The organism is Vibrio sp. MMH1-50, from assembly GCF_022347645.1.
GTDB classification, from domain to species: Bacteria; Pseudomonadota; Gammaproteobacteria; order Enterobacterales; family Vibrionaceae; genus Vibrio; species Vibrio harveyi.
This window is the reverse complement of the sequence record NZ_JAKRGG010000028.1, coordinates 47,438-71,405: the sequence shown is the minus strand read 5'-3', so window position 1 is coordinate 71,405 and position 23,968 is coordinate 47,438. Positions and strand designations below refer to the sequence as shown.

General features: G+C 46.0%; 20 protein-coding genes and 1 pseudogene. 12 read left to right on the top strand and 9 right to left on the bottom strand.

The genetic code is table 11. The features are described from left to right. Positions 1–183 (bottom strand): annotated as a pseudogene (locus tag MHO32_RS18425) (hypothetical protein); the annotation flags it as partial. A gap of 55 nt (positions 184–238) precedes the next feature. Beyond that, the gene (locus MHO32_RS18420) at positions 239–1,159 is read right to left on the bottom strand and encodes a LysR family transcriptional regulator (RefSeq protein WP_080640346.1); all 921 of its coding nucleotides are present in this window, start codon (positions 1,157–1,159) and stop codon (positions 239–241) included. A gap of 118 nt (positions 1,160–1,277) precedes the next feature. Between MHO32_RS18420 and MHO32_RS18415 the strand changes: the two genes are divergently transcribed. From MHO32_RS18415 to MHO32_RS18400, 4 genes are all read left to right on the top strand, one after another. After that, a complete protein-coding gene (locus tag MHO32_RS18415) occupies positions 1,278–2,912 on the top strand; it encodes a glycoside hydrolase family 13 protein (protein ID WP_239213344.1) in 1,635 nt (544 codons plus the stop codon). A gap of 41 nt (positions 2,913–2,953) precedes the next feature. Beyond that, on the top strand, positions 2,954–4,759 hold the full coding sequence (locus MHO32_RS18410) for an alpha-amylase family protein (RefSeq protein WP_239213342.1): 1,806 nt from the start codon (positions 2,954–2,956) through the stop codon (positions 4,757–4,759). A gap of 255 nt (positions 4,760–5,014) precedes the next feature. After that, positions 5,015–6,193 carry a maltose/maltodextrin ABC transporter substrate-binding protein MalE gene (malE, locus tag MHO32_RS18405; RefSeq protein ID WP_239213340.1) on the top strand — a complete coding sequence of 393 codons (1,179 nt, stop codon included), beginning with the start codon at positions 5,015–5,017 and terminating at the stop codon, positions 6,191–6,193. A gap of 63 nt (positions 6,194–6,256) precedes the next feature. After that, positions 6,257–9,031, top strand: a complete 2,775-nt coding sequence (locus tag MHO32_RS18400) for an amylo-alpha-1,6-glucosidase (protein ID WP_239213338.1) — start codon at positions 6,257–6,259, stop codon at positions 9,029–9,031. Positions 9,032–9,093: 62 nt separating this feature from the next. Here MHO32_RS18400 and MHO32_RS18395 read toward each other — a convergent pair whose 3' ends face one another. Further along, complete coding sequence (locus tag MHO32_RS18395) at positions 9,094–10,005, bottom strand: MalM family protein (protein ID WP_114320384.1); 912 nt, start codon at positions 10,003–10,005, stop codon at positions 9,094–9,096. Positions 10,006–10,100: 95 nt separating this feature from the next. After that, positions 10,101–11,489, bottom strand: a complete 1,389-nt coding sequence (locus tag MHO32_RS18390) for a carbohydrate porin (protein WP_005450008.1) — start codon at positions 11,487–11,489, stop codon at positions 10,101–10,103. Positions 11,490–11,962: 473 nt separating this feature from the next. On the opposite strand from MHO32_RS18390, the gene MHO32_RS18385 reads away from it, so the two are divergent. After that, entirely contained in the window at positions 11,963–12,658 is a 696-nt protein-coding gene (locus tag MHO32_RS18385) for a VC0807 family protein (RefSeq protein WP_005450007.1), read from the top strand. Between the two features lie 95 nt (positions 12,659–12,753). On the opposite strand, the gene MHO32_RS18380 is transcribed toward MHO32_RS18385, so the two are convergent. Beyond that, positions 12,754–14,787 carry a TonB-dependent receptor gene (locus MHO32_RS18380; protein WP_009695861.1) on the bottom strand — a complete coding sequence of 678 codons (2,034 nt, stop codon included), beginning with the start codon at positions 14,785–14,787 and terminating at the stop codon, positions 12,754–12,756. A gap of 275 nt (positions 14,788–15,062) precedes the next feature. Between MHO32_RS18380 and MHO32_RS18375 the strand changes: the two genes are divergently transcribed. From MHO32_RS18375 to MHO32_RS18365, 3 genes are all read left to right on the top strand, one after another. After that, positions 15,063–15,467 (top strand): helix-turn-helix transcriptional regulator, encoded by a 405-nt coding sequence (locus MHO32_RS18375; protein WP_005450005.1) that lies wholly within the window; start codon positions 15,063–15,065, stop codon positions 15,465–15,467. A 60-nt stretch (positions 15,468–15,527) separates the two neighbouring features. Then, positions 15,528–15,917: a VOC family protein gene (locus MHO32_RS18370; RefSeq protein ID WP_017818265.1), complete on the top strand. Its 390-nt coding sequence runs from the start codon at positions 15,528–15,530 to the stop codon at positions 15,915–15,917. A gap of 190 nt (positions 15,918–16,107) precedes the next feature. Continuing rightward, complete coding sequence (locus tag MHO32_RS18365; protein ID WP_009695860.1) at positions 16,108–17,193, top strand: methyl-accepting chemotaxis protein; 1,086 nt, start codon at positions 16,108–16,110, stop codon at positions 17,191–17,193. A gap of 73 nt (positions 17,194–17,266) precedes the next feature. Here MHO32_RS18365 and MHO32_RS18360 read toward each other — a convergent pair whose 3' ends face one another. After that, positions 17,267–18,193 carry a LysR substrate-binding domain-containing protein gene (locus tag MHO32_RS18360; protein ID WP_038897667.1) on the bottom strand — a complete coding sequence of 309 codons (927 nt, stop codon included), beginning with the start codon at positions 18,191–18,193 and terminating at the stop codon, positions 17,267–17,269. A gap of 114 nt (positions 18,194–18,307) precedes the next feature. On the opposite strand from MHO32_RS18360, the gene MHO32_RS18355 reads away from it, so the two are divergent. Continuing rightward, positions 18,308–19,621 (top strand): 6-phospho-beta-glucosidase, encoded by a 1,314-nt coding sequence (locus tag MHO32_RS18355; protein WP_239213336.1) that lies wholly within the window; start codon positions 18,308–18,310, stop codon positions 19,619–19,621. 90 nt (positions 19,622–19,711) lie between these two features. Here the strand turns inward: MHO32_RS18355 and MHO32_RS18350 are convergent, their stop codons facing one another. Together MHO32_RS18350 and MHO32_RS18345 are read right to left on the bottom strand one after the other, a co-directional pair. Beyond that, positions 19,712–20,722 (bottom strand): zinc-dependent alcohol dehydrogenase family protein, encoded by a 1,011-nt coding sequence (locus MHO32_RS18350; protein WP_239213334.1) that lies wholly within the window; start codon positions 20,720–20,722, stop codon positions 19,712–19,714. Positions 20,723–20,817: 95 nt separating this feature from the next. Continuing rightward, on the bottom strand, positions 20,818–21,417 hold the full coding sequence (locus MHO32_RS18345) for a LysE family translocator (protein WP_009695858.1): 600 nt from the start codon (positions 21,415–21,417) through the stop codon (positions 20,818–20,820). Positions 21,418–21,537: 120 nt separating this feature from the next. Between MHO32_RS18345 and MHO32_RS18340 the strand changes: the two genes are divergently transcribed. Then, positions 21,538–22,020, top strand: coding sequence for an Lrp/AsnC family transcriptional regulator (locus MHO32_RS18340; protein ID WP_005450000.1), 483 nt, complete (start codon positions 21,538–21,540; stop codon positions 22,018–22,020). A 41-nt stretch (positions 22,021–22,061) separates the two neighbouring features. On the opposite strand, the gene MHO32_RS18335 is transcribed toward MHO32_RS18340, so the two are convergent. Then, positions 22,062–22,877 (bottom strand): AraC family transcriptional regulator, encoded by an 816-nt coding sequence (locus MHO32_RS18335; RefSeq protein WP_017818268.1) that lies wholly within the window; start codon positions 22,875–22,877, stop codon positions 22,062–22,064. A gap of 84 nt (positions 22,878–22,961) precedes the next feature. Between MHO32_RS18335 and MHO32_RS18330 the strand changes: the two genes are divergently transcribed. Further along, positions 22,962–23,204 carry a hypothetical protein gene (locus MHO32_RS18330; protein ID WP_005429049.1) on the top strand — a complete coding sequence of 81 codons (243 nt, stop codon included), beginning with the start codon at positions 22,962–22,964 and terminating at the stop codon, positions 23,202–23,204. A 54-nt stretch (positions 23,205–23,258) separates the two neighbouring features. After that, complete coding sequence (locus MHO32_RS18325) at positions 23,259–23,951, top strand: MOSC domain-containing protein (protein ID WP_239213332.1); 693 nt, start codon at positions 23,259–23,261, stop codon at positions 23,949–23,951. The last annotated feature ends 17 nt before the right edge of the window (positions 23,952–23,968 follow it).

Genomic DNA, 23,968 nt, shown 5'->3' with positions numbered 1-23,968 from the left:
ACAACTTGGAAAGAGCTGGCTATTACACTGCGTTGCTTTCCTTGCTCTCGAATCAATGACAACGCTCTGAATCCTGCATCTTGAAGTCACTTGGGTATATTCAGGGCAGTTTTCATCGAAGATGCGCAGGCAATCCTCTTTATCACTTGGTAGGAAGGCTCTGAAATTTATGTTGTTGGTCATAAAATTATCTCTTTAGAATCGATTCGTGCTTACTATGAGGGTATGTAAGACCTTACTAAATCTCTGTCGTCATGGTCAGGATTTCATTGATAAGGAACTGAGCTTTGTCGTTATCTAGCTGGCGTTTGTGATAGATACCGACATTACCGATTTTACTGGTATCTGTGTGCAAACACTTCACGCCGTTTTTCTCCATCCAACCGTTCATCTTATCGCTGTAAGGCATAATAGCATTGGTCGTTTCGAGCAAATCCAAGCTAGCAAGCAGAGAACCGACTTCATAAACCACAAGTGCAGTTTCATTGGATTGGTTGAAGATTTGATCGTACTCGAATGCGTTGTTGAGCACTGAGCTGTATCGAGAATGCCCCGGCGTTACGCGGATCAGTGGATAAGCAGACATCGCCTCGGATGGTGATTCCAAAAACATTTTGTCATTAAGTAGAGGGTGGTCTCGATGAACAAAGAAAGACTCTTGATCTTGGAACAGCGGTCTGAACACCACCGGCATAAGATCTTTCAATCCGCCGATTTCGTGACCAATAAATAAATCTATATCACCTTGAATCAGGTGCTGCATCAAAGAAAGGTTGTTGCCAAATTCAATATAGAGTGAGCTATGAGGATGCGCTTCTTGGTATTTGGTGATCCCATGTCGCACAAAAAGCTCCCACCACGCTTCACCAACACCGATCTTCAGTTTACCGTGTTCCCTTTGATGCATGTCTTGAATTTTGTGCATCAAATCGAGGTGTTTTTCTTGCTGTTCCTCGACATAACGGAGAAATACTTGCCCGTATTCTGTCAGCTCTACGCCTTTAGAACGACGTATTAATAGCGATACACCCATATCGCTTTCTAGCTTCTTGATCGCCGTTGTCAGGGTTGGTTGTGTTACATGCAGCAGCTCAGACGCCTTCTTGATGTTTCCGGTTCTGGCTACGGTCAGAAAATATCGATTCACTCGATTCATCATCGCCCACTCATTTAGGTATCAATTTTTCCTATATCATAAGCAAAAAGTTCAATTTCTACTAGCGGGGAAAAGCCACTATATTTTGTCTTAGATTTTTGATTGAAAAGGCACAAATAACATGGAAAAAACGTGGTGGCATAATGCAGTCGTTTATCAGATTTACCCACGCAGTTTTTACGACTCCAACAATGATGGCATCGGTGATCTAAAAGGTGTCATCAGCAAACTAGATTACTTGAAAAACCTTGGCATCAATGTGATTTGGCTCTCTCCTGTTTACCAATCGCCAATGGATGACAATGGTTACGACATTTCAGACTATCAAGCCATCGCACGTGAGTTCGGCACCATGGAAGACATGGAACAGCTATTCAAAGAAGCTGGCGAGCGTGATATCAAAATCGTTATGGATTTGGTGGTTAACCACACTTCGGATGAGCACCCTTGGTTCGTTTCTGCACGTGAATCTAAGGATAGCCCGTACCGCGATTACTACATCTGGCGTGATGCAGACTCAGAAGGCAATCTACCAAATAACATCGAATCGATTTTTGGTGGCGATGCTTGGCAATGGGACGAGAAAACCGAGCAGTACTACTTCCACCTCTTTTCAAAACGCCAGCCAGATTTGAACTGGGAGAACCCGAAAGTTCATCAAGAAGTATTCAAGATGATGAACTGGTGGATTGAAAAAGGCATCGGCGGTTTCCGATTGGATGTGATTGATCTGATAGGAAAAGAAGTCGACAAAGGCATCACGGGCAATGGCGATCGCCTGCACCCGCTGCTGCAACAAATGAACAAAGAAACCTTCGGTGGCAAAGATGTATTAACGGTCGGTGAAACTTGGGGGGCAACGCCTGAGATCGCTAAGTTGTACAGCGCGCCAGAGCGTCATGAGCTGTCGATGGTGTTCCAATTTGAACACATTACCCTAACCTGGCAAGGTGGCGACAAATGGCAGCCGATTCCGCTCGACCTTAAAGAATTCAAAGACGTGCTAACCAAGTGGCAAGTCGAGCTGCAAGACACGGGTTGGAACTCCCTATTTTGGAACAACCACGATTTGCCTCGTGCAGTGTCGAAGTTTGGCAATGACAAAGCCTATCGAGTCGAGTCAGCCAAGATGCTAGCAACAACGCTGCACTTTTTGAAAGGCACGCCATACATCTATCAAGGCGAAGAGATTGGCATGACCAACGTGGCGTTCGACCAACTAAGCGATTACTGCGATATCGAAACGCGACAATTCTACGATGTGAAAACCGCTGTCGGTATCAGCCACGAGCACATGATGGATGCGATTCACAAGAACAGTCGTGATAACGCACGTACACCAATGCACTGGAACGCATCAGAGCACGCGGGCTTTACCAGCGGAGCACCTTGGATTGCGGTCAACCCGAACTACCCACAGATTAACGTGGAAGCAGCGCTTAACGATTCGAACTCGATCTTCTACCACTACAAAAAGCTCATTGAGCTGCGTAAACGTCATGAAACCATCGTCTACGGAAGCTTCACTCCAGTATGGCAAGAGCATCAACACGTGTTTGGCTACGTGCGCGAATACCAAGGTGAACAGTTGTTTATCGTGAGTAACTTCTCAGAGCACGAGCAAACACTGCAAGTTCCAACCCAATATCAAGCCGATCAGGTAGAGTGCTTAATCAGTAACTATGCGACGCCTTGTGCGATTGCAGCGACGATAACCCTCGCACCTTACGAGTCTTTCGCAGTCAAACTGAAATAAATTTTGGAGGATATGGGAGCCACGAGCTCCCTTAAATATCTATGAATTCCGCAGCGAACGTTTATCAAGTTTTCACCCGACTATTTGGCAACACCAACACCACCAATCAACCTTGGGGCACCATTGAGCAAAACGGCGTCGGTAAGTTCAGTGACTTTAACGACAAGGCGCTCACTGCCATTCAACAGCTTGGCATTACGCACATTTGGTACACCGGAGTACCACACCATGCGGTGATCCGCGATTACAGTGCCATTGGCATTGAGAACGACCATCCAGCGGTGGTGAAAGGACGAGCAGGCTCGCCTTATGCGGTGAAAGATTATTACTCAGTGAACCCCGATTTGGCGGATGATCCTGCACATCGATTAGAAGAGTTTGAAGCCCTTATCGAGCGTACGCATGCGCACAACATGAAGGTCATTATCGATATTGTGCCAAACCACGTTGCCAGACGTTACCGAGGTTTGAACAACCCTGTCGGTGTGCGAGATTTTGGTGCCGATGACGATACGAGCGTTGAGTACCATCGTGACAACAATTTCTATTACGTTCCTAATCAAGCGTTTGAGTTGCCTAACATTCCTGAGCAATTTTCCCCGCTAGGTGACCCGACGCTGATTAGGAACCTTTCTTCCTTTGAAAAATTACCTGCCTTTGAAGAGTTTCCCGCCAAATGGACCGGCAACGGCTCTAGGCTTGCTCAGCCGCAATTTGATGATTGGTATGAAACCGCCAAAATCAATTACGGCGTGCGCCCAGACGGCAGCAAAGATTTCCCAGAACTGCCAGCCGATTACGCAAACAAATCCCATGCTGAGCATTTGCAATTCTGGCAAGACAAAACGCTGCCAAACTCTTGGTATAAGTTCCGCGACATAGCGCTTTACTGGATAGACAAAGGCGTCGATGGCTTCCGTTATGACATGGCGGAAATGGTGCCTGTCGAGTTTTGGAGCTTTATGAATTCCAGCATCAAAGCAGTCAATCCAGAGGCGTTTTTGATGGCAGAGGTGTATCAACCGCATCTCTATCGCGACTACATTCATCTCGGCAAGATGGACTATCTGTACGACAAAGTTGACCTCTATGATTGCCTCAAAGACGTGATGCACAGCAAACAGCATGTGAGCAAAATCAGTGAGATTCAAGAAAGCATGATGGATATTGAACACCACATGCTGCACTTCCTTGATAACCACGATGAGCAGCGTCTTGCCTCGCCTGAATTTGCTGGCAGTGCAGAGAACGGCTTGCCCGCTATGTTGATTTCTACCCTGCTTAGCACCTCACCAACCATGGTGTATTTCGGACAGGAAGTGGGAGAAGCAGGAAGAGAAAACGCAGGCTTTGGGCAACCAAGTCGTACCTCCATCTTTGATTACATCGGTGTCCCAGAACACCAAAAGTGGATGAATCATGGCAAGTTCGACGGGGGCTTGTTATCGCAACAACAGAAAGAAGTAAGAGCCTATTATCAACGCTTACTCAACTTAGCTTTGACCTCGCCAGCCAAAATGGGAGGTTACTTTGACCTGTATCCAAGTAATCAACAAGCCTTGGGGGAAGAGTCATTCTGCTTTGCTCGCTATTCGAGTCAGCAATTGATTTTGGCAGTCGCACGATTAAGGGGAGAACAACCTCAAAACATAGAGTTGGTCATGCCATCTGAGCTGATCAAAAAACTCGAACTGCGCGATGGCGAGTACATCTTAAAAGACGCTATGAATCGTCTTTCTCCACTCACCTTACGCGTCGAAAATGGTGTCGGTAAATGCCAACTGAATATCGAGCCACAGTGCGCTAGTGCTTTCACACTAGATATAGACACTTCCATCGCAGATTAAATTTGGCTGCTGTTCACAAAAACAGTCAAAACCTTCCAAGCCCCTTCTCTACATCAACCACCGCAAAGCATTGGCTACTGGGAATCACCCAAGCCAATGCGCTTCCCCGATCACATTCCAACGCATTGATATAGAAAAATGTAATACCAACGACAAAGAAATCAATTTTAACCGCAGAGTGCATCCCCGTATTATCAAACCGTGAAACAACAGCTGACGTCCAGTCACTAGATTTGAAACAAGGAATCTATCGCAATGAAACCTATTCTAAAAACACTTTCGCTTTGCACTTTATCTGTTCTTTTAGCGCCTTCTGTTTCTGCAATGCAGGAAGGTGAAATCATCATTTGGATCAACGGTGATAAGTCTTACCAAGGATTGAGCCAAATTGGTCAACAGTTCGAAGAAGATACGGGGATTAAGGTTAATGTTCAGCACCCGGATTCTCTAGAAGAAAAGTTCCAACAACACGCCGCGACAGGCGGTGGTCCTGACATCATCTTCTGGGCACACGACCGTTTTGGTGGCTACGCTCAAGCGGGCTTACTGCAAGAAGTGAAACCGAGCCAAGAGTTTAAAGATAAGCTTGTCGATTTCAGTTGGGATGCAGTCACTGTAGATGGCAAAATCTTTGGCTACCCTCTGGCTATCGAAGTCCCTTCTCTAATTTACAACAAAGACCTGTTGCCAAACCCACCTAAGAGTTGGGAAGAGCTGGAGTCCATCCACCAAGCGATGCAAAAACAAGGCAAGAAAGCGATCATGTGGGACGTGAAAAACGCTTACTTCACTTGGCCAATGATTTCAGCTGGCGGCGCTTATGCTTTTGGTAAAACAGCAGAAGGCTACGATGCTAAAGACACGGGTGTAAACAATGAAGCGGGTGTGGCTGGTCTGCAATTCCTTGTCGACATGGTCAACAAAGGCATCGTCGATCCAAATATGGATTACTCAGTATCCGAAGCGTCGTTCACCAAAGGTGAAGTGGCAATGACCATCAACGGTCCGTGGTCTTGGGGCAACCTAGACAAAATAGATGTGAACTACGGCGTTGCTGTGTTGCCAACCTTAAACGGCGGTAAAGGTAACCCATTCGTTGGCATTTTGAGTGCGGGTATTAACGCATCAAGCCCAAACAAAGATCTGGCTGTTGAGTTTCTAGAAAACTACCTATACCAAGACGCCGCATTGAAAATCATGGATGACGACAAGCCACTTGGTGCCGTGACACTAAAATCGTTCCAGAAAGTGCTGGAAAGTGACGAACGCATTAAATCAACCATGATCAACGCAGAAAACGGCGAGATCATGCCGAACATCCCTCAAATGACGTCTTACTTCTTTGCGGAAGGTGCTGCTATCGATAACGCGATGCAAGGCAAGCAAACCGTGAAAGACGCCCTAGACACTGCAGCAAAACAAATTGTTCGCTAATTCTTTCATGTTCGTATTTGGCACAGTTCGCTGTGCCTTTTTTATTTTATGAGACTCTAGAATATGCCCCAATACCCAACGTTATATCTGAAAGGCACACTAAATGGTTGGGGGCTAGATACGCCTTTCCAGCCAATTGATGAGCACCAACTACAAGCTAGCGTAGTTTTCCCAGCCGATAGACACCAATTCAAAATCGCCGATTTGAATGGCAACGAAGAATGGACGTTCGCCGCAGATGATATTAAAGCAGTGAATATCAGTTTGAATCAAAAGCTCTCGCTTATTCCAACTCAAGGCATTGGTAATGATTTGGTGTTTGAACCAAAACAATCAGGTCGTTATTTGCTGACGCTCGACTTCAGCACAGCGTCGCCAAGTCTAAGCGTCAAACCCGAAATGGCAGACACCCCCTCCTTACTCACTCAATTGAAATTCGATCATCTCATCACTTCGCAATCAGGTCCTATCCCCACTAAATCATTGCCAAGCACAGCCAAAATCCTTCCGCTCGATGAGTTGTTCGAGGCGTTGGCGATCAAGAGCGAAACGCCTTTCCCATTTGTGTTTGGTGATAACCTCGACGGCTACTATGAAGGCACCACACACAGCGCTTTGGGCACGGCACGTTATCGCCATCATCAAGGTTGGTATTTAGGTGGTTTCGCCTCACGCATTGGCAACGTATTCAACGACAAAACACAGGCGCAGTATGCCTGCTTAATGCCATATGGAATCGAGCATCATTATGAGAATGCCAGTAAAGATGGCTTGTCCTTGATTGCAGGGCAACGCCTTGCTGCACTGAATGTGGAATCCACCAGCAGCGAAATGTTGGCACTGTTTCCTGAACTCAACCTCAATCCATCGTACTGCCAAGTAGAAGCGTTGGAAGATTGCCTGCTTATCTCTGTCGATCCAGACATCTGCCCTGAAGGCTCGCTCTCGTTTATCGCGATCAGCGCAAACCAAAGCTTCCGAGCACAAACGCTCAATGAGAGAGATTCGAACGTCAGCGATAACGTACTATCCGGCAGCCAAAACATTCAAATTAAGCTCAGTTCAGAGACCACAACGAACCGCTTCACTGCCTACTTTGCTTTCTCCAACAACAAAACCGATGCTATCCAACAAGCACAAAATGCAGCCCTCGAACATGCAGAGTTGAAACATCAAAACGCAGTATTTGAGTTTTTGACCAAGAACTATTTTTGGTGTGACGATCTGGAATACAACCGCGCCGTTATGTGGGCACGATTGGCCAGCCGAACCTTCGTCAATAAAGAGCTGGGTACCGGCATCTGGGCGGGGTTGCCATGGTTTAAAGACTGTTGGGGCAGAGACACCTTTATCGCGCTGCCCGGCACCAGTTTAGTGAATGGCGAGTTTGACGAAGCCCGCGACATCATCACCAACTTTGCTTCGATGCAGTTAGATGATCTGAAAGACAAAAATCATGGTCGAATTCCAAACCGTGTCACCAGCGAGACTAATATCATCTACAACACGACCGACGGCACACCGTGGATGATTCGCGAGATCTTCGAATACATTAACTACTCCGGTGATACACAGTTCGCCCAGCAAATGTTGCCCATCATAGAGCGCTTTATTGAAGGGGTTGAAAAGCACTATCTCGATGATGATGGCTTGATGCGACATCGCGATCCCGATACCTGGATGGACGCCAAGATCAACGGTCAGATCCCATGGTCACCTCGTGGTCCGAAAGCCAACGACATCGAAGCATTGTGGTTTGAGAGTCTACAAGTGGCAAACCAACTTGCAAAATGGAATGGTGACCACGCCTTAGCGGAACATTGCCAAACTTTGGCGAACAAAGTGAAAGCCAGCTTTATCGACAAGTTCTGGGATAGCGAATCCATGTGCTTAGCGGATCATCTCAAGCAAGACGATGTGAAAGACATCAGTATTCGCCCAAACCAGCTAATGACGTTGACCATTCCGACCAACCAAGCCTTAATTCCAGAGTATACTGGGCAGCACATTGTGAAGAACAGCGTCGAGCATCTGCTTTTCCCTTGGGGCATCTGCTCTTTGCAACAAGAGCACCCAGAATTCCACCCCTATCATGACAACCGCCCTGAGTATCACAAAGATGCGGCATACCATAATGGGACCATTTGGGGTTGGAACGCAGGCTTCACTGTGGGCGCACTTACCCGTTACCAGCAACAGGATTTAGCGTATCAACTGAGCAAAAACTTAGCCCATCAGATTTTATATCAGGGACATCGCGGCACCATGAGCGAAAACTTGGATGCTTACCAAGCGTCTGCGACGTCCGTCATTCAAAGCGGAACTTATGCTCAAGCGTGGTCAGTGTCGGAATTTGCTCGTAACACTCAGCAAGACTATCTCGGCTTTACGCCACAGCTCTCGCGCAACACCATCAAGCTTTGCCCAAGCTTACCATCAACTTGGAAACGCCTAAGCGCTCGACTGCCGTTTGGTGATAACAACGCCCTGCATGTTGACGTCGAACAAGCTGAGAAAACCAAATTCTCATTTGAGTTTGAACGCCCTCAACCTGAAGTTCAGTTCATCGTGAAACTGCGCGGTCAGGAATATGAGGTCGGCATTGAAGCCGATGTGATTGACGGTTCAATTGAGATCGAATGGTACCCAGAATCCGGGCAAATGAAGTGTAATCGTGATGGTGTAAAAACCAGATTAAAACCATTAGCACCAGTTACTTTGTTGGAAGGATTAACCTTCGCTCAACCTAACCCAGCACTATCGCACCGAGCGCTTGAGGAAGAGAACTACTTGCTCAACAAGCGTTCTGCAGAAAAGCTATGTATTGCTAGAGACTAAAAAAACTCAGAGGGCGCGAAAGCGCTCTCTGAGGTCCAAAAATAGACACTTTAATAATGGAGTTACTTGTTATCTACGGCGTCAACAAACACTTTCTGTGCGCCGTCGATACCCAATCGGTTGGCTTCTTCTAGCAGTGTCATCGCTTTTGATGTTTGGTTGTTCTTCACTGCTGCTCGAATAGATTCAAAATAATAGGCTCGTGTATCAGCATGAACACTCGTTGATGCCGATTTCGTGTTCGAACTTACTGCTGACGATGTTTGCATGGTTGCTGATGCTGGCGCTGACAATTTTACCGGAGCCACCACAACTGCCGCTTTCTGTGTCTCTGTGGTACGTGAAGGCGCGGCTAACGATAAGGTTTTGATCGCCACTTCCAAAGAGCCAAAAGCTTCATAAGTATATTTCGGGTCGGTCACCATCGGCATTGGCTGCCCCAACTCCACAGCACGCTCTTTGGCAGGATGAGGAATTTGAATCGAATCACCTAGCTCGCTTTCATCAGTATAAACAATAAAGTAAGGCGTTTTCTCAACGTCGAGCGTAAAGCTCAGCTGGTATTGAGTGCGTGTAAGCATGCCCGTGGTTTCGATATCAAAGCTATCATGATCATTGATATTCACGATATTGAACGCTTTATCTAAAGTGATCAGCTTAGGCGCGAAAACCTCGCCATTGACCATATGGCTGGCAAGCTGAATATTCACTTTGCTTGAACGCGCTGGCAACTTAAACGCAGCAAAATAGCTGTTCCCTTCAGCGAAGCGACCTACCGGCGAATCCGCATTAATCGAAAACTCAATTTGCTCATTAGTGCCGAGCTCTAACCATGGAAATTCAGAGAAGTTATTGCAGCAAACTGCCGCTTCCGACACCGATTGCAACGTCGTCGCTTCCAATGTTGGAGAAGCCGCACATGCGGTTAACGCCGAGCTCAACATTAGGGCAAGGATTACACGGTTTTTCTGCATGATTTATCTCTCTTTCTCAAGGTAAAACAGGTCTGCTAAACAATCATTCAAAAGCAAACAAGGCAGCGCTATTCGCTGCCTTTTGCAAAGTGTGGTTAGAACCAAATTTCGGTGTGAACACCAATCACGGTTTCATTTTTACCATCCTCGATGCCAATCTGACGCGCGCTCGCTTCATCATCAGCGGTAATGTAGCTCACGTAAGGTTTGATTTGAGGACGACCAAAGTAGTCTGCGTTTACAGTAAACGCCGCCGCGAGTTCGATGTTGTAAATATCACTTTCGACATCATCCCCTGTACGTCCCCAGTAGCCTTCAGCCCCTTCTTCATGACCATAAGACGCCGTCATCTCAAGACGAAGGTTATCGTTCACTTTATAAGAAGGACGGACAGCCACAAGGTAGCGTTTTAAGTCATCAGCACCAAACAGTTGGTCGAGTGCACCGATATAGGTAATTTCAGAACCCATCTGCCAGTTTTCAGAGATGTTTAGCACACCGTAAGAAGTGAAGAATAGAGATTCAGCTTTATCGTCACCGCCAGACCAACCACCAAAGTTCACGCCACGGTTTTGCGCGACACCCTTACCGTAAGCAAGTGCGTTTTGCGTCCAACCGTCTAAGCCGTAGTAACTCGTGTTCAAAGTAATTGCAGCGCCAAAGCCATCATCTGAAGAATTGTCTTTGCCTTCTTGCTGCATGTATTTAAAGTCGAAATCTACGCTACCGAAGCCCACATCTACGCCATAGTAGTAGAAATCCAAAGTAGAAACGGTAGTGCGCTCAGCATTGGCTTTAACAATCTCACACGTCGACGCATTGCTGTTGTCTTCACACACCAACACATCTGGTGCGCCTGCGTCTGGATCGGCAATCACATACGCGATACCTGCGGTGTTGCCAGCGAGCTTAGTTTGAATACCGGCACCAACACCTGATGACTGCTTCCAGAACTCACCAGATAACAGACCAGACGCACGATTTAGGAAGCGTTGACCACCCCAAATCGAGGTGTCTTCCCCAAAGTAAGGCAGCGCACCGATTTCAACAAACGCTTCCTTCACTTCAAACTGTGCAGTGGTATTGTCTTTTTGGCTACCCGCAGAAGAGTAGGCATAAGAGTTGCCGTTGCCATATTCAGAGCGAACAACAAAGTCAGACCAAACACCGTTCGCGTGCTCAGTATGCTTTTTGATGATGAATTCAACTTGGTTGGTACTCTTACCGTGTGTACCTGCTGTTTTGTAATCTGGTTTGCCAAATTCAGTATCCACTGATTTTCCATCAACAGTTCTAAAGTTCATTGACGCATAGCCGAAGATTTCCCAACCATCAGCGATAACATCGGTACCATTTACTTTTTCAACAACGGGTGCGGCTTCATCACCAGCGATCACATCTAACGCCACTTCGGTCTCAGCAAAGACGGCACCTGTCATTAAAACAGATGTAATTGCGGCAGCCACTGCACTTACTTTTTTCATTCTAAACTCCGATACGGACAACTAAATTCGTGTGCTTCTCTTGCGGAAAGCATTGCTGTTTCTATGACGTATGATGGAGTGAAAAATAAGCGGCTAAAAATTGATTTAATTGACGATGATATTGCTATTTTTTATATCAGAGCGGTTTGAGATGGATTTTAAAAGCATTGATAGAATCAATTACAACGTAATGCGCGTTAAACGAACTAAGAATGATTCACGGTAAATAGTAAGGAAGATGAGAATTTGTGAACACTGCCAAATTTAGCGTTTTAAGCGCACGGCGGTTTTGAGATCACGATGCAACACATATTTGCCCCGCCAAACACAACTTACGGAAATAAAGCAATATTACCATCCCATTTCATAAGTCGTTACACAACTCGGGGCTTTAAGACTTTACATCTGGCGCAAGGAGTAGAACACTTCTCACAAAGTAAAACCCAAGCCTACATAGTAGAGTCAGTAAAATTATGAGTAACACCACGGCGAAAAAGTCGAATCCATTATTCGAAGTCCTGTTTAACGTCATCATCCCTTCCTTCATTTTGATGAAGTTCAGCGGTGAAGAACACCTAGGTACAGCAATGGCACTCGTTGTTGCCTTGGCGTTCCCATTGGTTTATGGCGGCATGGATCTTATCCGCAACAAGAAATTCAACTTCATTTCTGCACTTGGTTTTATCAGTGTGCTGTTAACCGGTGGTATTGGCTTGTTAGAGCTAGACACACGTTGGTTAGCGTTAAAAGAGGCGTTGATTCCAGGTCTGATAGGTATTGCAGTGTTAGGCTCAACCTTCACTCGTTATCCGCTAATGCAAAAGCTTGTATTGAACGATACCATCTTGAACCTACAACTGATTAACGAACGTTTAGAGCAGAATGGTAAAACGCAAGCATTTGAGCGTTGCCTGATGTCGTCGAACTATCTGTTCGCTAGCACCTTCGCTTTCTCATCTGCGATGAACTATTTTCTAGCAACTTGGATTGTGACTAGTCCATCGGGCACAGCGGCGTTCAATGAAGAGTTGGGTAAGCTCACCCTTTACAGCTACCCAATGATTGCTATCCCAAGTATGTTGATGATGTTTGGTATTTTCTACTACATCTGGCGTCAAGTTCGCGCGATGACGTCGCTAGAAACCGAGCAGATCTTCCATACCAAGTAATGCTTGTTGCACCTTGATAGGCAAAGTTAGATAAAAAGAACCCCGATAATTGATAACCAATTATCGGGGTTTTGTTTTTAAGAGTAATTTATCACTTAGAAGCTGTAAGCCACTGACGCTTTGAAGTTACGACCAGCTTCGTAGCTAGTGTACTTATCTGAACCCCAAGAAATACCAAAGCCTGTATGCTCTGCGTACTGCTTGTTGAATAGGTTGTCTACCGCTAAGTTAAGTGATAGGTCTTTTGCAAAATCTGGTACGTAAGCCGCCCATAGGTTGTGCGTTGCAAAACCTGCACGTTCAATCTTGTCACCATCTTCGTCTTTGTAATCATTACCCGGAACGAAACGTGAATCCCAGCCGAACACAAACTCGCTGGTTAGATCGTACTTGAAGCCCGCCTTGATGTTATGGATACCAGTTTTGTTCATGTGGCTCTTCTTGCCATTCTTCAGGCTCGTTTGCTCACCATCAGAGTATGAGTGGTTTGCGTAAAGCGCGAAGTCTTCAATGCTGTAGGTGAATACCGTCTCTACACCCCAAACTTCAACATCGTATTGGTTTACCAAAGTTGTGTTGTTTTTGGTTGGGTGCATTTGGTTATCTAGATCATACTGGTAAGCAGTAAAACCAAGGATTGCATCGTCTGCCATCAGCAAACCAGACATGTCGTAATCAAAGCCTGCTTCGTAGTTGTTACCCGTCATCGCTTTGGTATCAGACTGTTTAACATCGCTCGCCGCTTTCATGGTTAGCGTTTCTGGCAATGAAGCCCCTTTGAATAGACGACCGTAACCAATACGAAGTTTTAGGTTGTCTGTGGTTTGGTATTCACCTTGGAACTTAGGCGATAGTTGATCGTATTTACCTTTAAACACGCCACCCAGCTCATGAACATCGTAGCGAAGACCAGTTACGAAACGGAAGTCATTAATCTCAAACGCATCTTGAGCGTAAATACCGTAAGCCGTTACAGTACCGCCATCCATGTCGTAGTTCTTCGTTTGACCTTGTTTTGAACCTGAGGTGTAGTGACCTAAACCAGAGTCAATCCACTGCTCCGCTTTGTAGCCTTCGAAGCCGTAAGTCAGCTCGTGTTCACCAACCCAAGAGATATTGCGGATGTCACCACCAATGGTCGTCACGTTGTATTCGCGATCAGGAATCGATAGGTCACCATCTTTGGTGAATTCCCAAGCGCCGTTCACCTTCTTCCAATCGCCGTACTCTTCGACTAACGCGTCGCGTTCCATGTATTGACGGTTGTAGTACAAGTTGGTTTTTAGGTTAACCAAGTCGCTTCCATTATCGAAACGGTGCTCGAACGTCACGGTATCACGGTTAAGTGAGTTGTAGTTGTGATCATCATGCAGGTAAAGTGCGCCTGCTTTTTCACCTGATAGCTGACGCTTACCGCCATCTTGGTAGGTGTTAAAAGTAAGCTTAAATTCATTAGCATCGTTTGGAACGAAGACTAGCTTCACCAAGCCAGATTTCAGTTCACCTTGCTTTGAAGTCACGTCATCTTTACCAGGAATGTAAAGATCGCCGTCTTCTGAGTAGTTGATGATACCCATCAACTGAAGTTCATCATTCAACTGCGCGTAAACCGCAACATTCGTCGTGAAGCGCTCATAAGCCGTTTGATACCCCGTTTTAACGCGAGCACCGACGCTTTCGCCTTCCGAAAGTAGATCGCTGGGATCTTTCGTTTCGTATTTAAATGAGCCGTTAATCGCACCAGCACCAGACAGTACTGAGTTACCACCTAGCGTGATTTCAGCTAACTTAAGCATCGCAGGATCGAACGTTTGGTCGCCCGAGTGGTGGAATAGCTGACCTTCTTGACGCGCACCATCAATGGTTACGACAGAGAATTTGTCTTCCATACCGCGAATGTAAACTTTACGAGAGTAACGAGCGTTACCGTCAACCGTAACACTCGGCATGGTGTTCAATACGTCTTTAATATCCGACGCTTGTTTGAGCTCTAACGTTTCAGCGTTAATCTCAGTTTGAACAAGTTGATCAAGGGCAGAACCGACAACAACAATATTTTCATCGGAAGCGTGAGCAGCAAAAGAGGCAATGGCAACGGTGATGGCTGCTGATAGTGACTTCAGTTTCATAATACTACTTATATTTTATAAACAACAACGTGGTACGAAGCATAATACACAACATTAATGATAATTAATCTCATTTACATTCTTTACGTTAATGAGTGATTTATTTTTATTCAGAATGAACCAGGCATCGTCAGTAAATCACTCAGCAGAAAAGAGCAAAAAAGTGCGAGGAAGTGGGTGTTGGACGGTTTTGAGTAAAGTGAGAAGTAGATAACCTCCACGAATCTGCTTCCAGTGTTAGACTAAAACCACTCTCTTTCGCTTTGTGAAATACGATGCCATCTCGCCCAAAAACCTTTTATGAACAAGAAATCGATCGCGTGTACAGCGAGATGCCGTTGAGCCCAAAACAGTACCTCCTGATCAGGCAGTCCAAGGCATTTATGGAAAAGCATCACTCAGAAAACATCGAGCTAAACGACTTAGCCAAAGCGGCTTTTATGTCACGCTTTCACTATGTGCGGATTTTCAAACAGATGTATGGTGTCACGCCGCGAAGCTATTTAAGGGATATGCGGATTAAAAAAGCCAAAGTGCTGCTCAAGGAAGGTCACTCGATTACGGATACTTGTTTTCAGGTTGGCTATGAGAGCTTAACCACGTTTTCGAGTGTCTTTAGAAAGAGCACAGGTTACTCCCCCAAAGCGTTTCAAAAAATATATAAAAGCAATCTAGAATAAGTTTTTGAGCCAAGCTTTCGCTATCTTTTACTTATTCCAAAACAGTAAAGGTGAATACCCGTGATCAGAATTTCCCTAACCAGCGTTCCTGTTAACGATCAAGATAGAGCTCTCGATTTCTATACCAATATCCTTGGTTTCATTAAAAAAACAGAAGTACCAATTGGTGAGCACAAATGGCTAACAGTGGTCTCTCCACAAGAGCAATCTGGCGTGGAATTATTGTTAGAACCGATGGCATTTGGCCCAGCAAAAGTATACCAAGACGCGTTGAAAGAAGCCGGAATCCCATGGACGTCGTTTGCGGTCGATGACCTAAATAAAGAATATGCAAGATTAACTGAGCTTGGCGTGCAGTTCTCAATTGAGCCACGAGAAGCAGGCACGGTCATGATTGCGGTACTTGACGATACCTGTGGTAACTACATCCAATTGATGCAAGAGCTTTAAAAACGGCTCATGAGCGGATAGAAAGAACAGAGGTTATCAGGTAAGCAACAAAATCTGAGACCTCTTGTTTGTATAAAGCCCTACCGAAAAAGTGTGATTACACCAAGCAAAGATATGAAAGTGATCGTGTATTCGATATCCAACTCGATTAGCATGGATTTTTTAACATCCTGTCACATTTATAGAACCTATGTTTGGATTAAAACGAATCAAATCAGAAAATGAGCTGCTAAAGCAAGAATTAGCAGACCTCAAACAGAAGTACCAAACTGACGTTGCCGCTCTGGAAAATCAGCTCCAAGAGGCTCAGCAGCTTGTTCGCTCCGCTCAACAGGAACACCACAATAGTGATGAGTTGATGTCGAGCAGTTTGAAAGGTGGAGATATGCTCCAAACCATTCGAACAGAGATGGTGGAGAGTGCGCAATCTATGGCGCATGAAAACCAAGAGCTGCAACAACTAGATGAAATGTTTAAGCAGACTCATCAAGCTCTTGCTCGTCTTGATAACCGAGCCGTAAAGATCAGTACGCAAGCCTCACAAAGCATTGAATCTGTTCAAATATTAGATAAAACTGCCACTTCTATTTCCCTTCTTGTATCGACTATTCAAGAGATTTCTGACCAAACGAATTTGTTGGCATTAAATGCAGCGATTGAAGCAGCACGAGCCGGTGAAGCAGGCCGCGGATTTGCCGTGGTAGCAGATGAGGTAAGAAACCTTGCCGGCAAAGCCAGCGAAGCCAGTGAGCAGATTGATTCTTTGGTGAACCAAGTACTAACGCAAGTGAACGCGATTAAAACCTCGATTGATGAAAACCAAACTTGTGCTGAGGAAGTGTCTGCCTCTTCTGCGCAGATTGGTTCTATTGTCAACGAAGTGGTCGTGAAATCGGAACACATGCAACAGGTGATCCATATTGCTTCCACACGCGCTTTCTTGGATACGGTCAAACTCGACCACGCCATTTGGAAGAACAATATCTACCGTCTCCTACAAAAAGGCGCGTTTGGTGAAACCGTTAATAGCCACTCTGAGTGTCGCTTGGGTCAGTGGTACTACCGTGGCGATGGCAAGGCTTACAGCCACTTAAGAAGCTATGCATTGCTTGAAGAACCACACAAAGGCGTGCATGACGGTGGACGTGAAGCAATGAGCCAAGCCAAATCTGGCAACATGGCAGGCATGGTGACTGCAATTAACGCCATGGAAGACGCCAGCGAACAAGTCGTAGTACAAATCGATCGCCTAATGGATGAAATTATCGCGAGTTAATTACAATACTTGTTCTTCCTCCCTTCTCACAGAGTAAAGGGAGGAAGCTAAGCTTACCTACCCTATCATCCCCTTATTCATTTTTTGGCAACTGCGTCTCAAGCCATTCAATAAATGCAGCATTCTTTGGTCTGTGTTGTTGCCCATTTAGACAGATCAAATCGTAGCCTCGCTCTGCACTTACGCGCTCAAAATGTGCCACTAGTTCACCGTTTTCTAGGCTGCTTTTCACTAAAGATTCGCGAGCGATCCCCAACCCCATTCCGTTCTTAGCCGCTGTCATTGCCATATCGGCGTGATTAAATAAGTAAGTTCTGTCCATCACGTTAAGTGTGTTGAGTAGCGGGTTAGATTGTTTGTCCAACCACATCGCCCATTCTTGATTAGGTTCACTCGCCTCTAATGATTCAGAGCAATGAATAAAAGTCACGCCGGCCAACTGCTCAAGTAGTGGTGCTGGCTCAGTAAAATGGTCGTTAAAGTATTTGGGGCTACAAACCGGCAACAGCACTTCATCAAATAAACGCTGATGGTAAAAACCCGGATGTTCGCTATCGCTGTAGTAAATCGCGATATCGACGGGCTCATGTTGAAAGTCCAAACGGCTCGCTTTCACCCTCAGTTTTATATTGAGATGCGGGTACAAACGTTGGAAATCTGGCAACCTTGGCAGAAGCCAACTCTGGGCGAACGTCGGAGCTGCTCCGATATATAACTCACCGCGCAGTTCATTAAACTTGATGTCTTCGAGCTCAGAGAAAATAACTTCGAACGATTGGTTTAATGCATGCAGTAATCGCTCACCTTCTTTGGTCAGTTCTAATCGTCTCGTCATACGCACAAACAAGCTGAAACCCAGTTGCTCCTCTAACGATTTGATTCGCTGGCTCACCGCCCCTTGGGTAATGAAAAGCTCTTCCGCTGCTTTGGTAAAGCTAAGAAACTTACCTGCAATCGCAAAAGTGTACATATTGGAGAGCATCTGCTGCTTTCTGTCCATTACTCAACCTTCTATAAATTAGCTGTGCTAATCCATAGCAAGATTTGTTTGGTTTGTGAAGCCAATAAAGATGCATTTTAATCAAACTGTCTTATCCATAACGAGAACATCACGATGAAAAAGAATCTTAAAATTACCATCATTGGCGCAGGCTCTAGCTACACACCAGAGCTGATCGAAGGTCTGATCAAACGCAATCATGAACTGCCAATCGGCGAACTGTGGTTGGTTGATATCGAAGATGGCGCAGAGAAAGTCAGCATCATTGGCGATTTAACACGTCGCATGTTGGCTAAAAACGACATGTCGCATATTGATGTGCACGTCACCTTGGATCGCAAAGCTGCTTTGAAAGACGCAGACTTTGTATGTTCTCAATTTCGCGCTGGCTGCTTGGAAGGTCGAATCCGTGATGAACGCATCTCGCTGAAGTACGGCATGATCGGTCAGGAGACCAATGGGCTAGGCGGTTTTGCCAATGCCTGTCGCACCATTCCTATCGCGCTGGAAATCTGTAAAGAGATGGAAGTGTTGTGTCCAGATGCTTGGTTGCTAAACTTTACCAACCCATCAGGCATGGTTACAGAAGCGATTCTCAAACACACCAAAGTGAAAGCGGTCGGTTTATGTAACGTGCCAGTGATCATGCAAAAAGGCATCGCCCAAATGCTAGGTGCTAGCGAGCAAGAGTTTGTACTGCAAGTTGCGGGTTTGAACCACTTTATCTGGGCACGTCAGATCCTGCACGAAGGTCGTGACAAACTGCAAGAAGTGGTCGAAGAGATCCTATCCGGCAACGATCCTTTGGTGCCGCAAAATATTCCTCCATTCGACTGGCCACAAGAGTTGCTGCGTAATATGGGGATGATCCCGTGTGCTTACCTGCGCTATTACTACACCAGCGAAGACATCATGAGCCAAGAGATTGAAGAAGCGAACGGCGAAGGCACACGCGGTGAAGTGGTCAAAGCTATGGAGAAACGACTGTTCGATATCTACCGCAATCCAGAGCTCAACGAAAAACCAAAAGAGCTCGAAAAGCGTGGTGGTCAATACTACTCAGAAGCTGCCTGCGAGCTGATGAGCTCTATCTACAACGATAAGCGCACCATCATGCACGTAAACACCCGTAACAACGGTGCCATTGCAGGTTTACCTGACGATTGCGCGGTGGAAGTCAGCTGCATGATCACAAAATCGGGACCTGTGGCTTTAAACGTCGCGCCATTCCCAAGCGATACGCTGCGCTTGATTCAATTGATGAAAGACTTTGAATCACTCACGGTAGAAGCGGCTGTCACAGGCGACCGCAATGCCGCGCATCGAGCATTGATTTTGAACCCGCTCGTGACCACTGGAACGATTCTAGAAAAGGCTCTAGAAGAGACGATTGAAGCTAACCTCGACTACATGCCACAGTTCCGATAATCCAAACAAAAACAAAAAAGGGATGGTGAATACCATCCCTTTTTTGTTCTTCAATTTACCCAGTAACCTCAAGGTGTTTGAATACTGTTACTACATGGTCAGTATAATTTTGCCTTGCAGCGTGACTGTCTCATCTTCTATCAGCTCAAAAGCACGCTGGAACTGTCCTAACGGAAGGTAGCGATCCACATCGAGTTGTATCTGGTGTTCCATAAAGTGTTCTAGCATCTCAGCAAAGACTTGTTTGCGAACGGTCTTACCAACTGACTCTTCCCAATAGCGCAAAAAGAACGTACTGAAGTCGATATTGTTTTGCTTCATACAAGCGAAGAAAGCTGGCTCATAAGGGGTGAGTGAAAGCGTTCCATAATTGATGTATATTCCCGAATTACGCACAATTTGGATGAGTTCTGTACCCAACTTGCCGCCAATGGCATCGAATGCAACATTGGGTTGAGGTAACTCTCGGGCATCAATTTGAGATTGCAGATCTTGCTTGCTATCTAACACTGCAATGGAATCGTATGGATAACGCTCTGGCGCGGAGCTTATCGCAATTAAAGTAAATCCAAGTGAGTGCGACAACTGAGCGAAGATCTTACCAATCGCAGAATTGCCCGCGTTGATGATCACCACGTCATCTTTACCTAACTTGGCAACGTGAGTGGTGATCACCCAAGCCGTCAGGGCATTGATATACAACTGGCAAGCATAGCCGCTCTCAAGATCTTCCGGCACTACAAAGACATTCTCCGCAGGCGTATCGACATAGCTTTGCCAAGTCCCGCTTTGTGCCACCAGCACCTTTTGCCCAATGTGAAATTCAGTTTGATGCGGATCGTTTATCTCAACCACACGCCCTACCGCTTCAAACCCAGGCACTCGCGGCGGTACATGCACACGACGATACTGCCCTACTCCCTGAATCGACAATTGGTCACTTGGATTAATGTTCGTGGCTTCGATTTGCACGCGCAGTTTACCCAAAGCCAGTGGCTCTAGCTCAACATGCTCCAGCACCAATGACACACTTGGCGAGCCAAAGCTCAGTTGATTAACGCGAGTGTTTGTCTTGGTCGAGTTGGTCTTAGTTAAGCTCATCTTGATACCACTGAATTGCTAGAGAGAATATGGCGCGCCATAGCGAAACGGGTATATAACGTTTTCTCGGCGCGCGCGTCAAATTGGATAAGAGCTTAAACGGGCTGACTCAGCATAAACACCACCACTAACGCTAGGCTGCTGCCCATGCATCGGTTTACCCACACCACCTTTTGTGGTGACTGAATAAAGCGGTTCAATACTGTGCCAAAGTACGCCCACGCAAACATCCCCAGCACACCAGTTCCCACCATTACGCTGATAATGATCACCACCTGTGTCAGGTAATCATTGTTTGGCGAGATAAATTGAGAGAACACTGTCAGCGATGCGACCCAACTTTTCGGATTAAGAATTTGCACCCAAACGCCAGATAAAAAGCCAGACTTTTTCGCATTCAAATCGTTGTCGAGTTCCATTGTGGCAATCGACCATGCGAGATACAGCAGGTACGCCGCACCAATCCACTTTAACGCCGTGTACAAATCAGGGTAAAGGGTAAACAAACTGACAAGCCCCACACTTGCACCAACCAACATGATGATCACCCCGACTGCATTGCCCAATACGAACGGTACGGTCGCAGAAAACCCATATCGGCTTGAAATACCTAACAGCGCGACGTTACCAGCTCCCGGCGTTAAAGAAATAGAAACGGCAAACAACAAAAATGCCGCCAACAATTGAGCACTCATGCACTCTCTCCCAAAAAGTAATCAACGAATATGGGAACAGTCTAACGATTTGGGTAGAAAGAAAATTGCTATCTGAGCTACGATAAAAGCAAATTTGAGCAGACTATTTCCAGAATAACCATGAAAAAGAAAGAATCCACCAATTTTGAATTGGATAGTACCGATTTCGCCATTCTTGACCATATTCAGAAAGATGGTCGCATGAGTAACTCTAAGCTTGCCGAGACCGTTAACCTGAGTGAAACGCCCTGCTGGCGACGCTGGAAAAAGATGGAAGAGGAAGGCTACATTGAGGGTTATGCAGCAAAGCTGAACCGCAAAAAGCTCGGTTTCCAAGTCTCTGGTTTTACGCTGGTGACACTAGGCAGTCATGAAGTAGAAAACACCACGCCTTTTGAAGACTTTGTCGCTGAAACCGACTGGATCTTAATGTGTCACTGCATTGCTGGCAGCGCAGATTATATGGTGCAAGTGGTGGCGAGAGATTTAGACGAATACTTTGACCGCATCAGTGCGATTCGCCGCGTGAAAGGCATCAGCGCCATTCAATCCAACGTATCCGTAAAGGAAATTAAGAGTACTTTCCAGTTGCCGTTAGAGTAGTGTGATGGACGAGATTGATGCTGTAGACAAGGCTGCACTCACTATCCCCGTCGACCATTCACGCGAAACTGCTGTGGGGTGACATCAAAATAGGCTTTAAACGCTTTGATGTAAGAAGAGTCATTTTGATACCCCACTTGATCGGCAATGCTTTGGATCGAGAGCTCTTCATCTAGCAAAGAGAGCGAATAAATCAGCCGAATTTGTTGCCGCCAAAGTTGAAATGAGGTGTTGAACTCTTTGGAGAACAGGCGCGACAATGTTCGCTCAGATGCGCCTACTGTCTCTCCCCACTGTTTGAGTGACCAATCTAATGCTGGCGTGTCGGTCAGCGCTTCAAATATCAGCTTTAAGCGCCTGTCTTCTGGCAGCAGTAACTGAAAGGTCTGCACGTTATCTTTCATGATTTGATCATGCAACACGCCAAGCAATCGTGATACTTCCTCATCACTCACGAGCCCTTCGCACTGGCGGCGTATTTCCTGTAACAACTCGTTTAAGAACGGCGTGAGAGTGATGGTTCTAACTTGATGCTCGTACTCAGTACCAAACTTAGGGTTTAGATAGATACCGACAAATGTCGTATGGCTTAGCGCGATGGATTCATGTTGAATACCCGCAGGTACAAACAGCGCAGAGGTATGAGGCACAAGGTGTTGGTAGTGCTCGGTTTTGGTTTGCAATAGCCCTTTGATCGGGAAAATGACTTGATGCCACGTGTGTTGGTGCAGCGCATCAATGTAACCTTTCGGCATGTCGATGGTCTTAACCAAAGCTGGAGAGTGAGGATTGGCAGCCATCATCTCATTGGAGGTCATGACACCGGAGTGAGAATCGATTTGGCGGGTTGGCATTATTAACTGTCCTTACATCCCTACTCTGACACGAGTTCACTAGGCTATCATGCTCGGCAAAGTGAATGAAGCCGTGAGGTGCGACGTATGCGATATCAAGTTGAAATATCCAAAGAAAACCAACTCTTATTCAAAGTCGATATTGATAACATCAACCAAGACAAGTGCGAAGCATCGCTTGAAACCGTGTTAACCAAGTTTCCTAAAGCGGAAGGTTATCAACGTCATGTGTTGGTTTCAGATAGCGAAACGCGTTACTTAAAAAGCACAGAAAAGCGCATTGAAGTACTGGCAGCGATTCCGGTATTCAAATCATTGGGTGAGCGATAACGTGATTTTGTCTCACGCCGTTTGGCAAATCAGTTTTAGCGATAAGGAAAGAATATGAAGAAGTTAGGCGTAGTTAACAGCGTATTAGCAGGTAAAACCGTTGCCTTTGCACATGGTGCGAAAAGTGCGATTAACAAACAGGTTCTACCTCAGCGTCAGCACGCAACAGAACTGGGTTTTACCAATGACGAACAAGGCGATCCGCGCTTTCATGGTGGGATTCAAAAAGCCCTTCATATTTACCCAAGCGAGCACTATCCGATTTGGCAACAAGAGTTGGGCGACAAAGCGATTTTCCAATCAGCTGGCGCGTTCGGTGAGAACTTAAGCTCAAGCGGCGTAACAGAAGCGTCCATTTGCCTGAAAGATAAGATCCGCATCGGCTCAACCTTGTTAGAAGTATCCCAAGGGCGCATGCCCTGCTGGAAACTCAACGTCCGCTTCGAGCAAAACGACATGGCGAGAAGGCTGCAAGACACGCTTCGAACAGGCTGGTACTTCCGAGTGTTGCAAGAAGGCGATATCGGCGCAGGTGACGAAATTATTCTATGGGAAAGACCTTACCCAGACTGGTCATTGGCTCGCATCATGGGCGCAGTATTTACTGGTTGCCTAGATAAAACAGAGCTAAGCCAACTAGCGGAACTTCCATTGGTTGAATCTTGGGGCAAGCTTGTTGAACGCCGCTTAGAAACCGGTGAAGTCGAAGATTGGGAAATGCGTTTGGTTGGTCCGACTGCGGGTTAATTCCCGTTTTGACTCCC